At 62.1% G+C, this 12,822-nt stretch carries 11 protein-coding genes; 4 read left to right on the top strand and 7 right to left on the bottom strand.

Translation table 11 applies throughout. The features are described 5' to 3' along the window. Positions 1 to 30: 30 nt before the first annotated feature. Complete coding sequence (gene katG, locus HMPREF9538_RS07095) at positions 31 to 2,208, bottom strand: catalase/peroxidase HPI (RefSeq protein WP_009485840.1); 2,178 nt, start codon at positions 2,206 to 2,208, stop codon at positions 31 to 33. A gap of 268 nt (positions 2,209 to 2,476) precedes the next feature. After that, the gene (locus HMPREF9538_RS07100; RefSeq protein ID WP_009485839.1) at positions 2,477 to 3,409 is read right to left on the bottom strand and encodes a LysR family transcriptional regulator; all 933 of its coding nucleotides are present in this window, start codon (positions 3,407 to 3,409) and stop codon (positions 2,477 to 2,479) included. Positions 3,410 to 3,508: 99 nt separating this feature from the next. Between HMPREF9538_RS07100 and HMPREF9538_RS07105 the strand changes: the two genes are divergently transcribed. The 4 genes from HMPREF9538_RS07105 (at position 3,509) to HMPREF9538_RS07120 (ending at position 7,388) form a co-directional block, all read left to right on the top strand. Then, positions 3,509 to 3,943 (top strand): DMT family transporter, encoded by a 435-nt coding sequence (locus tag HMPREF9538_RS07105; RefSeq protein WP_004143693.1) that lies wholly within the window; start codon positions 3,509 to 3,511, stop codon positions 3,941 to 3,943. A gap of 9 nt (positions 3,944 to 3,952) precedes the next feature. Further along, positions 3,953 to 4,429, top strand: a complete 477-nt coding sequence (locus HMPREF9538_RS07110; RefSeq protein ID WP_004200007.1) for a DMT family transporter — start codon at positions 3,953 to 3,955, stop codon at positions 4,427 to 4,429. A gap of 198 nt (positions 4,430 to 4,627) precedes the next feature. Next, positions 4,628 to 6,538 (top strand): penicillin-binding protein 2, encoded by a 1,911-nt coding sequence (gene mrdA, locus HMPREF9538_RS07115; protein WP_002905759.1) that lies wholly within the window; start codon positions 4,628 to 4,630, stop codon positions 6,536 to 6,538. Positions 6,539 to 6,650: 112 nt separating this feature from the next. Continuing rightward, positions 6,651 to 7,388, top strand: coding sequence for a glutamine amidotransferase (locus tag HMPREF9538_RS07120; RefSeq protein WP_016946774.1), 738 nt, complete (start codon positions 6,651 to 6,653; stop codon positions 7,386 to 7,388). Here the strand turns inward: HMPREF9538_RS07120 and pqqF are convergent. From pqqF to pqqB, 5 genes are read right to left on the bottom strand one after another with little or no spacing between them, the layout of a single operon-like run. Then, positions 7,385 to 9,670, bottom strand: a complete 2,286-nt coding sequence (gene pqqF, locus HMPREF9538_RS07125) for a pyrroloquinoline quinone biosynthesis protein PqqF (protein WP_009485837.1) — start codon at positions 9,668 to 9,670, stop codon at positions 7,385 to 7,387. The genes HMPREF9538_RS07120 and pqqF overlap by 4 nt on opposite strands. After that, the gene (gene pqqE / locus HMPREF9538_RS07130; RefSeq protein ID WP_004199999.1) at positions 9,670 to 10,812 is read right to left on the bottom strand and encodes a pyrroloquinoline quinone biosynthesis protein PqqE; all 1,143 of its coding nucleotides are present in this window, start codon (positions 10,810 to 10,812) and stop codon (positions 9,670 to 9,672) included. Before pqqE ends, pqqF begins: the two co-directional genes overlap by 1 nt. Further along, positions 10,799 to 11,077: a pyrroloquinoline quinone biosynthesis peptide chaperone PqqD gene (pqqD, locus tag HMPREF9538_RS07135; RefSeq protein WP_004143686.1), complete on the bottom strand. Its 279-nt coding sequence runs from the start codon at positions 11,075 to 11,077 to the stop codon at positions 10,799 to 10,801. Before pqqD ends, pqqE begins: the two co-directional genes overlap by 14 nt. 2 nt (positions 11,078 to 11,079) lie before the next feature. Next, a complete protein-coding gene (pqqC, locus tag HMPREF9538_RS07140; RefSeq protein WP_009485836.1) occupies positions 11,080 to 11,835 on the bottom strand; it encodes a pyrroloquinoline-quinone synthase PqqC in 756 nt (251 codons plus the stop codon). Next, entirely contained in the window at positions 11,829 to 12,755 is a 927-nt protein-coding gene (gene pqqB / locus HMPREF9538_RS07145; RefSeq protein WP_004199996.1) for a pyrroloquinoline quinone biosynthesis protein PqqB, read from the bottom strand. The genes pqqC and pqqB overlap by 7 nt, the downstream gene beginning before the upstream one ends. Positions 12,756 to 12,822: the final 67 nt, after the last annotated feature.

Below are 12,822 nucleotides of genomic sequence, written 5' to 3'. Positions count from 1 at the left end.
GGGGGGGGGGGGGGGGGGGGGGGGAGAGGATTACAGATCGAAGCGGTCGAGGTTCATCACCTTGGTCCAGGCGGCAACGAAGTCATGCACCAGCTTCTGCTGCCCGTCGGCGCAGGCGTACACTTCCGCCAGGGCGCGCAGTACCGAGTTGGAGCCAAACACCAGATCCACGCGGGTGGCGCTGTACTTCGCTTCGCCGGTTTTACGGTCGCTGCCGGTAAACAGCTCCGCGTTATCATCGGCCGTTTTCCAGACGGTAGCCATATCAAGCAGATTGACGAAGAAGTCATTGCTGAGCACGCCGACGCGGTCGGTAAACACCCCGTGTTTGCTGCCGTCGTAGTTCGCGCCCAGTACGCGCAAGCCACCGACCAGCACGGTCATTTCCGGGGCGGTTAGCGTCAGCTGCTGCGCTTTATCGATCAGCAGGGTTTCCGTCGAGACACCGCCTTCGATACGGCGATAGTTGCGGAAGCCATCCGCCAGCGGCTGCAGCAGATCAAACGACTCGACGTCGGTCTGCTCAGGCAGAGCGTCGACGCGGCCTGGGGTAAACGGCACATTGACGCTGACGCCGGCGGCAGCGGCCGCCTGCTCAACGCCGACCACGCCGGCCAGCACGATAATATCGGCCAGCGACGCTTTGCCGGAGGCGCGCTGGATCGCCTGCAGGGTCGGCAGCACCCGGCTGGCGATGGCGTTAACCGGCCAGTCTTTCTGCGGGGCCAGCGCCAGACGCGCGCCGTTAGCGCCGCCGCGTTTATCGCCGCCGCGGAAGGTGGAGGCGGACGCCCAGGCGACCGAGACCAGCTCACTGACCGACAGGCCGGCGCCGGCGATGGCGGTTTTCAGGCTGGCGATATCTTCCGCGCTCGGCTGATGGGTCGCTGCCGGCAGCGGATCCTGCCAAATCAGATCTTCTTTCGGCACTTCCGGCCCGAGGTAACGGGATTTTGGCCCCATATCACGGTGGGTCAGCTTGAACCACGCCCGGGCGAACGCCTCGTTAAAGGCCTGCGGATCGTTGAGGAAGCGGCGGGAGATTTTTTCAAACTCCGGGTCGAAGCGCAGGGTCAGGTCGGTGACCAGCATGGTCGGTTTGCGCTTTTTCTCCGGGTTAAACGGATCCGGGATAATCTCCGGCGCGTCTTTGGCTTCGAACTGGATCGCGCCAGCCGGGCTGCGGGTCTGCACCCATTCGTATTTGAACAGGTTTTCGAAAAAGTAGTTGCTCCACTGGGTGGGCGTCTGCGTCCAGACCACTTCCAGACCGGAGGTGATGGCGTCCGCGCCTGCGCCGCTGCCGTAGCTGGAGTGCCAGCCCAGACCCTGCGCTTCCAGCGGCGCGGCTTCCGGCTCGGCGCCGACGTGGCTGGTTTCTGCGGCGCCGTGGGTTTTGCCCAGCGTATGGCCGCCGGCGATCAGCGCGACGATCTCTTCATCGTCCATCGCCATATTGCCGAAGGTGGCGCGAATGGCCGCCGCGGCGGACAGCGGCTCGCCGCTGGCGTTCGGACCTTCCGGGTTGACATAAATCAGACCCATTTCGGTGGCGCCGATGGCCTGTTTCGCCAGGCTTTCCGGATGACGGTGGGCCAGCCACTCTTTCTCATCGCCCCAGTCGACGTCGAGATCCGGTTCCCAGACGTCTTCGCGACCGGCGCCAAAGCCAAAGGTGCGGAAGCCGGCGTTTTCCAGAGCGACGTTACCCGCCAGCATGTAAAGGTCGGCCCAGGAGATTTTCTGGCCATATTTCTGTTTCACCGGCCACAGCAGACGGCGGGCCTTATCGAGGCTGACGTTGTCAGGCCAGGAGTTCAGGGGGGCAAAGCGCTGCTGTCCACGACCTGCGCCGCCGCGACCGTCAACGGTGCGGTAGGTGCCGGCGCCGTGCCAGGCCATACGAATAAACAAGCCAATATAGCTACCCCAGTCTGCCGGCCACCACTCTTGCGAATCGGTCAGCAGCGCTCTGAGATCAGCCTTCAGCGCGGAGTAATCGAGCTTTTTAAACTCTTCCCTGTAGTTAAAATTCTCACCCAACGGGTTGGAGCGATTGGAGTGCTGGTTTAACAGATCGACACGCAGCTGGTTCGGCCACCAGTCGCGGTTGGCGGTGCCGCTGCCGGCGCTCTGTTTTGGCGTCTCGGCGTGGAAAGGGCACTTCCCGGCGGATGCATTGTTGGATGGGTCGTTAGACGTGCTCATATCAGGCTCCGTTTGCTTTTGTGAATGCCGTTACGATATACACTGCTACCAATAAGCGATATTTGAATGAATCTACGGATTTAATAGCTATTTCCGTTCAATGAAGGGTTAGGCAACCCCCTGGTGGGACCGTGTCGGCCTGGAGATTGAGATTAACCTCATTAGTAACCATAGCCGTAACGAGGCGGCAAAGGAAACGATTCGCGTCAAGCTGGGCGAAGGAATGCTAATTGTTTGAGATATGACAAGTTTTACTACGAATCTCGCATTAGCGCTGCCAGTAGGGCGGCGATCCAAACACGTCGGCAAAATAGTCAATCACTGTCCGCACGTTGAGAGAGGGATGGCGGGTATAAGGATAAATCGCCGCGATATACGATGGCGTGTGGCTGATGGCCGCCGAATAGCGATCCATCAGCGTGACTAATGTCCCGTTGTGCAGCGCCCCGCTGACCATCCAGTCGGGAAATAACACGATCCCCACCCCGCCGATGGCTGAAGTGAGCAGGGCATCGGCATTGTTCGAGGTCATGAGCGGGGTCAACGGATAGTGCACCCATGCCTCTTCGCGCTGGCGAAACAGCCAGCGGTTGGCTCCCTGCGAACCGCCATACACCAGCGTGCGATGTTGATGCAATGCCTCCGGCGAAGTCGGGCTGCCGTACCGTGAAACATACTCCGGGGAGGCGGTCAGGTAATAGCGCTGGCTGCCAAACACTCTGGCGTGATAGCCCGCGTCCGGCAGGCTGCTGATGCGAAAAAGGATATCCGTCGCATCGCGATGGGGATCGATAAAATCGTCGGTCAGCATCAGGTCAAACTGCAGTTTGGGATGCCGGGCCGCCAGTTCCGGAAGCCAGGGGGCGATATGACGCTGACCAAAATAGACCGGCGCATTGATCCGCACCAGTCCGCCGGGGACCTGTGCCCGATCCTGTAACGCCCGTTGCGCGTCGGCGTACTGTCCCAGCAGTTCGCGGGCGGACGCTGCGAAAAAGCGTCCTGCTTCGGTCGGTACCACGGCACGGGTGTTGCGGTAGAACAGCTGCTGCCCGAGGGCATCTTCCAGCTGCTGGATGGTTCGCGAGATCAGCGAGGGAGAGACCCCTTCGCGGCGGGCCACTACGGAAAAACTCTGGTTATCGTAAACCGCGATGAAAAGCTGAAGGGCGCGAAAATCGACGCTGCTGGCATCGGCCATCTGTGCAATTCCTGCAATAGTGTTTTCTGCATTATACCGTTTATCGCATCAGCACGCTGTTTTATCCTCAGCCGCCTGTTGTACAGAGGAGGCGCAGTAATGGCGTTATTATTCATTTTATTAGTGATTGCCGGCGGCATGGGATTATCGGTCGAGGCCGGCCTGCTGGGGCCGCTGGCGAGCCAGGTGGGGGATCTGTGGGCAACCATGAGCATCTTTGGGATTGGCGCAGTGTTAACCTTTTTTCTGATGCTCTTTTTCAGCCCGCGTAGCAGCCCGTCGTTCTTTTCTCTGCCCGGCTGGCAACTCACCGGCGGTCTGTTGGGGGCGGGGTACGTGGTGATCTTGACCATGGCGACGCCGGTGATTGGTATTGCCATGACCATGATCGGCATCCTGGCGGGTCAGGTGGCGAAAAGCCTGGCGATCGACCATTACGGGTTATTCGGCAGCCCACGGCGCAAAATCGATCCGCGGCGCGCCATGGCGCTGATGTTGATTATGGCGGCGTTACTGCTGGTGGCTCTGGGTTAAGGAGGGGAAATGGATACGATAGTGATCATTCTGGCACTGTGCGGCGGCGCATTGCTTAGCGTCCAGGCGGCGATAAATGGCCGTCTTGGCAGCCAGGTGGGGGTGCTGCGCAGCGCCTTTTTAACCTTCGCCACCGGCGCGCTGGTGACGGGATTGCTGATCCTGTTTTTTGCTCCAGCGACGTCGGTAAACCTGCTACAGGTGCCTAAGTGGCAGCTGCTGGGCGCATTTTGCGGCGTGCCCTACATCGTCATTATGGTGCTGGCGGTGCAGCGGATAGGCACCGCTACGGCCACCGTGGCGGTGATCTTTGGCCAGCTGACGATGAGCCTGCTGATCGACAACTTTGGCTGGCTGGGCAACAGCACGATGGCGTTCTCGCCGGCGCGACTGGCGGCGGTGATATGTCTGGCCCTCGCGCTGTACTTAATCTATACCTCAGGGAAGTCGGCTACCTCCCACGTGGCGGCCCGCGCAGAACAGTGAGCTGCGCCGACGCGTCGGGCATCGTGAATATAGCCTGACGCGTCACGGGCAAGGTTAAGAATAACGATCCCTCTAACATGCTGAAACATTTCTGCCAGATCATTAGCAACCTTTCAGTAGGGCTGACGCTGCGATAAGGCTATGCTTCCCGGCCGTTACGCCGTTGGCTTTTCCAGTGATTCAGGTGATGTACCGCTAATGCCCCTTTTGAGAGATGAAATTCGCGACCACTCCGCGGAAGAGATGCTGTTTATCCGCCGGGCCGCAATTGCTTTTCTGCTGGTGGTGGTCTGCTTTGGCGTGCTGATCGTTAACCTCTACCATCTGCAGGTGGAGCAGCACGATTTTTACCAGACCCGGTCAAACCAGAACGACATCAAAATGCTGCCCATCGCCCCCAGCCGCGGGCTGATATTCGATCGCAACGGTATTCCGCTGGTGCAGAATATCACCCTGTATCGCCTGCAGGTGATCCCGAGCAAAATTCCCGATATGGCCGCGCTGTTGCAGCAGCTGACGCCTATCGTCGACCTGACGCCGGACGACATCGCCAGCTTTCGCGACGATATGCACCACACCAGCCGCTACAAAGCGGTCACCCTCAAGTCAGACCTCAGCGATGTGGAGGTGGCCCGCTTCGCGGTCAACGAATTCCGTTTCCCCGGCGTGACGGTGGAGAGCTACCAACAACGGGAATACCCCTACGGCGCAGAGCTGGCGCACGTGGTGGGCTATGTGTCGAAAATCAACGACAGCGATCTGCAGCGGCTGGCGAAAAACGGCGAAGAGGAGAACTACGCCGCCGACCGCAATATCGGTAAGCAGGGCATCGAGGGCTATTATGAAAAAGCGCTCCACGGCACCACCGGCTATCAGGAAGTGGAGGTGGATAACCACGGCCGGGTGGTGCGTCTACTGAAAGAGGTGCCGCCGGTGGCCGGAAAAAACCTCTATCTGACTCTCGACCTTCATCTCCAGCAGTATATTGAGTCGGTGCTGAAGGGACAGCGGGCGGCGGTGGTGGTGGTCGACCCGCGGGATGGCGGCGTGTTGGCGATGGTCTCCAGTCCCAGCTACGATCCTAATCCGTTCGTCAAAGGTATCGGCTATCAGGCCTATAAATCGCTGCTGGAGAATCCGGACCGGCCGCTGATCAACCGCGTCACCCAGGGGCTATATCCTCCGGCTTCGACGGTCAAACCCTATATGGCGCTGTCGGCGCTCTCCGCTGGGGTCATCACCCCGAACACCACCTTCTTCGGGGCGCCGACGTGGACGCTGCCGGGCACGCAACGCCGATACCGCGACTGGCTGAAAACCGGCCACGGCATGCTCAACGTGACTAAAGCCATCGAAGAGTCAGCGGACACCTTTTTCTATCAGGTCGCCTTCGAGATGGGCATTGACCGGATCCATGAATGGCTGAGCAAGTTCGGCTACGGCCAGTCCACCGGCATCGACCTTAATGAGGAGTACGCCGGGGTGCTGCCCAGCCGGGAGTGGAAACAGCGGGTGCATAAAAAGCCCTGGTATCAGGGGGACACCATCTCGGTCGGCATCGGCCAGGGGTACTGGATCGCCACCCCGATCCAGATGGTGAAGGCGCTTACCACTCTGCTGAACAATGGTAAAGTACAGGATCCGCATCTGCTCTATTCGATGAAGCAGGGCAACCATGTGGAACGTTATCAGCAGCCGGCGAACCTGCCGCAGGTGGGTGACCCGAAATCCCCGTACTGGGGCATTGTGCGCAACGGCATGTATGGGATGGCGAATCAGCCCAACGGCACCGGCTATAAGCTGTTTCATACTGCGCCGTATCAGATCGCGGCGAAGTCCGGTACCTCGCAGGTCTTTAGCCTGAAGCAAAACCAGACCTATAACGCCAAAATGATCCCGGTGCGTCTGCGCGACCATATCTTCTACACCCTGTTTGCCCCTTATCAGCATCCGAAGGTGGCGATGGCGCTGATTCTGGAGAACGGCGGCGGGGATGGGGTGGTAGCCGGACCGACGGCGCGCGCCATCCTGGACCATATTTTTGTCCCGCAGCAGGCATCTTCGGCGGCAGCCGATGTGCCGCAGCGTGATAGCGCCGATGCCCAGTAAGCGATAGGACTTATTCCGCAGGCGCATCGTCCATAGTAATTGGTTATTTGTCCCATCGTCTTCCCGGCGGCATAGTGTTTTACGGGAACATGACCCGGAGCGAGGAGAAATGGTGACACGTAACCGATTACTGCTGGTCCAGACCGGCACGCCGCCGACGGCCATTCGCCAGGCGCATGGCGATCTGCCGCGCTGGTTTCGCACGCTGCTGGCGCCGTGGCAGACGCAGCTCACCACGGTGCGGGTGTTTGAAGATGAACCGCTGCCGACGCCGGATAACCAGACCATAGCGGTGCTAACCGGCTCGTGGGCGATGGTGACCGATCGTCTGGCGTGGAGCGAACGGACCGCCGACTGGATCCGGCAGGCGGTGGCTATCGACATGCCGCTGTTCGGCGTTTGCTATGGTCATCAGCTGATGGCCCATGCCCTGGGGGGCGAGGTGGCGTATCATCCTGGCGGGCGGGAAAGCGGCAGCCAAACCATTACGCTGTCGCCATGGGGTATCGATGATCCGCTGCTGAGCGGCCTGCCGGCCACATTTCCTGCGCATCTGAGCCATTTGCAAACCGTGACTCGTCTGCCGGAAGGGGCCACGGTGCTGGCCGCGTCCTCCCACGATCCCCACCAGATTGTGCGCTATGGGCCGCACGCGGTCTCTACGCAATTTCACCCGGAATTTACCGCGCCGATAGCCCGTTCGCTGATCCGCCACCGGGAGGCGGTGCTGCAGGCGGAAGGTATTGACGCGCAGCGGTTACACGACGAGGTGCAGGAGAGCCCGCAGGGCGCGGCGATCCTTACGCGCTTCGTCAGCGCCTTTCTGACCCCGGATGCCCCCGGCCATTAATCCCCTGTCGTGAATAGCACCTGCCAGCGGCGACGCCGGCGGGTCATTTCGCGTGCCAGATCGGCCACCTCTGCAACGCGCAGCGCGTCGACCGCCTGCGGCGTTAGCTCTGGTAAACCATACTCCTGACGCAGGGCGGACAGCGCCCGCACCTCTGGCGGCCTGCTGGCGCGGATCTGAGCGGCCAGGCGCTGCTGTAGCGGTCTGAAGGTCGCCTCATCCATGGGGGCCAGCTGGCGCAGAAAGTCTTTACCACAGCGCAGCAATTCCCCGGCGCGGCGATCCGGGGACTGGAGCGCCATCAGCAGCCCGTCGCGATCGGCGACCCGCTGATAGCGGCAGCTCACCACATAGCCAATCTGCTGCTCCACCCGCAGGCGCTGGAAAAATAGCGGCTCACAATGCTGCGCCAGCAGCCGCAGGGCCGCCAGCGAGGCGCCATCCGGCAGCGGAATAAAGACCAGCAGCGCCGTATCGCCTCCCGGATAAACCAGACGTTCGACGCCGCGGCGGCAGGGCGCCGGAGCGGGCATCGGCGGATTAACCGGGGCGGTAATCAGGCTCAGCTGAAGCGCTACCCACTGCGCATCTTCTGCGCTGCCGCCGGCCAGGGCCGCCAGCCAACCTTTCTGATGCCCGGATGTACCCAGCCGTTCGGGGAGTTGAGCCATGAGATAACGGATAGCGATACTTTCCGGCGGTGGGGTCAGCGAGGCGACCGGGAGCGCGAGCTGCCGCAGGATGGCCTGCAGGATCGCCTCCGGCCGTCGGCCGGACGCAGGCAACTGCAGGATCAGCTGCCAGCTACCGTCGAACAGATGCCACTCGCCGTGTCCCCCAGCATGGCGCAGGGCGGCAAGAAATGGACGCAGCTGTTCCCCGCGCGCCAGCCCTTCGGCCAGCGTGGGCGAGCAGTAGAAGGGCGGTCGCAGCAGGAGCCTCGGCGGCTCTCCCGGTGACGGGAGGTGACGCAGCGGCGCGGCTTCCGCCGGGCTTTCGGCCACGAGCTCGCCAGCGGCCTGCGGATAAAAAGCGAATGCCAGCGCCAGGTCAGAGACCGGACGTGGCGACCAGCGGCTGAGCGGCAGGCTAAAGCCCTGGGTGGCAACAGGCTCCCCTGGGGAAACGGTTTGACAGGCCAGGCTGACCGACGGGGCGGCCTGCAGGGCGGCGCAAAAATCGGCGAACCCGGCGGGCGGCGCGCCGGGGGCAAAGCCGAATGCCCGCTGGCGCAGCTGATCGAGAGGCGACAGCGCCTGAAAGCGGCGGCGGGATAGCTGATAGTAGTGTTGCTGCTGCTCAGGCGTCGTTTGCTGGAGCGCCTGCAGCCAGTGGGTTATCTGCCGGTCTACCTCTTCCGGCCGGTCGCTGGCGAAGACCAGCGCCAGCCAGCCGAGGTGCCGATCCTGATACAGCCAGTTCAGCGCCACATCCCCGGCCAGCCGGCGCTGGCGCAGGCTGGCCATCAGGCTGCCGGGGGCTTCATCCAGCAAAAACTCGCGCAGTAACGTGACGTTGTCACTTAAAGCGATCAGCGGGCAGCGCCACAGCGCGGGCTGGCTGGAGACCGCCAGCTGCAGTGCAGTGAACTCGCCCAGGCGCAGCGGCGGCGCCGGCGGCGGAGCCTCGCCTGCGGCAAGCCCGGCGGCGAAACGGGCCGCCAGCTCGCCGAGCGCCTCCAGCGACTGCGGCCCCTGCAGCCAGAGCTGCATTCGCCGGGCGACGTAATGGGTGCGGTGAAAATCGCCTAAGGCGGCCTGCAGCGCAGCGAGATCGCCCGCCAGCGCGTCGGCGCTGCCTACCTGAAAGCGGCGAAAGGCCGCGGGCGCGCTGGCGGCGTGGCGCACCGCGGCTTCCCGGCGCGATGGCTCATGCTGCTGGATCAGGCGGTACTCGGCGTCAATCACCGCCACTTCGCGCTGAATATCTTCCCTGAGCAGCAGCGGGGCCTGCAGCATCTCCTGTAGACGCGCGACACCATCAGCCAGAGCATCGGCGGCAACCTCGAAAAAGAACGCGCTATGGCGAGCCAGGGTGGTGGCATTCACGCTTCCGCCCTGGCGCTGCACCCAGCCCATCAGTCGGTCATCATCCTGGTAGCGCTCTCCGCCGTAAAACAGCAGATGTTCCAGCAGGTGCGCCAGCCCAGGGAAGCGCGACGGTTCGTGGTGGCTGCCGGCGGCGCCCCGCGCCAGGGCAGCCGCACGATCCGCCTGCGGCTGATGGACCAGGGTGGCCTGCAGGCCGCCCGGCAAAGTGACGGTGCGGGTCGCCAGCGTCATTACAGGTCCCGGGTTTGGAAGATCAGCTGCGAGCGGGTACGGTTGCGGAACTGCAGCTGGCTGACTTTTATGTCGCTGCAGGCCGCTTCGCGCCGGGCCTCGAGGATTTTGTGATGATGCGGGGATTTGCTGCACACCGGGTCGGCGTTATCGGCGCTGCCGGTCAGCATAAAGGCCTGGCAGCGGCAGCCGCCGAAGTCCTTCTCTTTTTCATCACAGGAGCGGCACGGCTCCGGCATCCAGTCATACCCGCGGTAGCGATTGAAGCCGAATGAGTCATACCAGATCGATTCCAGACTCTGCTCCAGCACCGACGGAAACGCCACCGGCAGCTGGCGCGCGCTGTGGCAAGGCAGGGCGGTGCCTTCCGGGGTGACGCTGAGGAAAATCGATCCCCAGCCGCCCATGCAGCCTTTCGGCCGCTCTTCGTAATAGTCCGGGGTGACGAATAGCAGGTTGGTGAGGTTGCCGCTGGCGGCCATTTTCTGCCGGTAGTCAGCGACCACCTGCTCGGCGCGGGCGATCTGTTCCCGGGTCGGCAGCAGCCCTTCGCGATTAAGAAACGCCCACCCGTAGAACTGGCAGGTGGCCAGCTCAACGTCATCGGCTTCCAGCTCAATGCACAGCTCGATAATTTTATCGAGCTGGTCGATGTTGTGCCGGTGGAGAACGAAGTTGAGCACCATCGGGTAGTCGCGCGCTTTCACGGCTTTGGCCATGGTCAGCTTCTGCTGGAAGGCTTTTTTGTTGCCGGCCAGCGCGGCGTTGAGCACTTCATCGCTGGCCTGGAAGCTAATCTGGATATGGTCCAGCCCGGCCTCGCTGAAGGCGTCCAGTTTGCTCTCCGTCAGCCCTATCCCGGAGGTGATCAGGTTGGTATAGAACCCGAGGTCGCGCGCGGCGCGGATCAGCTCCGGCAGATCTTTACGGGTCAGCGGCTCGCCGCCGGAAAAGCCCAGCTGAACGCTGCCCATCGCCCGCGCCTGGCGAAAGACCTCGATCCATTGTTCGGTGGTCAGCTCCTTATCCTGCCGGGCGAAGTCCAGCGGATTGGAACAGTAGGGACACTGCAGCGGGCAGCGGTAGGTCAGCTCCGCCAGCAGCCACAGTGGCGGATTGACGGTGGGTTTACTCTGGCTCACGGCAGGTGATCCACTTCTGTTGACAGGCGATCTGCAGGAACTCGATGACGTCGTCATCGACGCCGCCGGCTTCCGGGAAACGTTCATTAAGCATGGCGATAATCGCCGCGACGTCGCGCCGGCCATCGACCAGCTCGAGGATCGCCGCGGCGGTCTCATTGAGTTTGGCCATACCCTCCGGATAGAGGATCACATGGCTCTCCTGGGCGGCTTCCCACTGCAGTCGGTAGCCGCGACGAAAGGCAACGATGGACGTTTTTTGCATGATTACACCAGTCGGGTCGTGTGCCAGGCCGCCTTGTCGGTGACCGTGTGATAGGGCGGGCGCTGCAGGGCATAGGCCATGGTCATGGCATCGAGCATCGACCACAGAATGTCGAGCTTAAACTGCAGGATCTCCAGCATCCGGTTCTGTTTTTCAGCGCTGTCACAGTAGGCCTTCGCCAGCGCCAGGCCATGCTCAACGTCGCGATTGGCCTGGCTCAGACGACTGCGGAAGTAAAAGTAGCCTTCCTCTTTGATCCATGGATAGTGCTGCGGCCAGCTGTCGAGGCGCGACTGATGGATCTGCGGGGCGAACAGCTCGGTCAGGGAGCTGCAGGCCGCCTCCTGCCAGCAGGCGCGACGAGCGAAATTGAGATAGGCATCCACTGCGAAGCGCACGCCGGGCAGCACGTGACGCTCGCTGAGCAGATCGTCGCGGCTCAAACCGACCGCTTCCCCCAGCCGCAGCCAGGCTTCAATCCCGCCGTCCTCGCCGTGGCTGCCGTCGTGGTCGAGGATCCGCTGCACCCATTTGCGCCGGGTTTGCGCATCCGGGCAGTTGGCCATAATCGCCGCGTCTTTCAGCGGAATAGTGGTCTGGTAATAAAACCGGTTCGCCACCCAACCCTGAATTTGCTCGCGGGTCGCGTCGCCGTTATGCATGGCGATGTGGTAAGGGTGGTGAATATGGTAGAAGGCGCCTTTAGCCCGCAGAGCCTCTACAAAGGCCGGGGGCGACAGCGTGTCAGTGATCAGCATGCGGTATCCTGAAGGGTGATTGCCATCCCGTCCCAGCTCACTTCGATCCCCTGTTGCGTTAGCGCCTGGCGCTGGGGAGACTGCTCGTTAAGGATCGGGTTGGTGTTATTAATATGAATGAGAATTTTGCGTTTTGCCGGCAGAGAGGCCAGCAGGGCCATCATCCCGTGCTCGTCGCCGAGCGCCAGGTGGCCCATATCGCGGCCGGTATTGCGTCCGACGCCGGCGGCCTGCAGCTCGTCATCCTGCCAGACGGTGCCATCGATCAGCAGACAGTCCGCTTTTTGCAGCCACGGCAGAAGGGTTTCATCCGGCTCACCCAGCCCCGGGGCATAGAACAGCGTCTGCCCGTTGCGGCGGTTTTCGATAAACAGCGCCACGTTATGACCCGGCAGCGGCCGGTCGCGATACGGCGAATAGGGCGGCGCGTTGCTGGCGATAGGCACCGCGGTAAACTGCAAATCAGGACAGGCGTCAACGGTAAAAGGCTGCTGCGGAGCGATGGGATGATGCACCAGGCCGCCGTTCCAGTGCCGCAGCATGGTAAACACCGGGAAGCCGGTGGAGAGATCCTCATGAACCTCCGGGGTGCACCAGACCTGATGTGGGCAGCCTTCCCGCAGGCTCAGCAACCCGGTTGTGTGGTCGATCTGGCTGTCGGTGAGAATAATGCCGCCGATATGCGTTCCGCGCAGTACGCCGGCTTTATTTAACTCGGGGGTATTGGCAATCTGCTGGCTGATATCCGGCGAGGCGTTGCACAGCACCCACTCTTTACCGTTGTCGCTGACGATAATTGACGACTGGGTGCGGGGGGCAGCCTGAATGGTGCCATCGCGCAGACCCTGACAGTTGGCGCAGTTGCAGTTCCATTGCGGGAAACCGCCGCCGGCGGCGGAACCGAGGACTTTAATGAACATGAAGACGGACCGGGTAATGAATGAAGGTGCCCGCGCGGACGGGGGGGGGGGGGGGGGGGGGGGGGGG

The sequence above is a fragment of the Klebsiella sp. MS 92-3 genome, from assembly GCF_000195655.1.
Taxonomy (GTDB): domain Bacteria; phylum Pseudomonadota; class Gammaproteobacteria; order Enterobacterales; family Enterobacteriaceae; genus Klebsiella; species Klebsiella pneumoniae.
The sequence above is the reverse complement of the archived record's forward strand: the minus strand, read 5'-3'. Positions and strand labels throughout refer to the sequence as shown.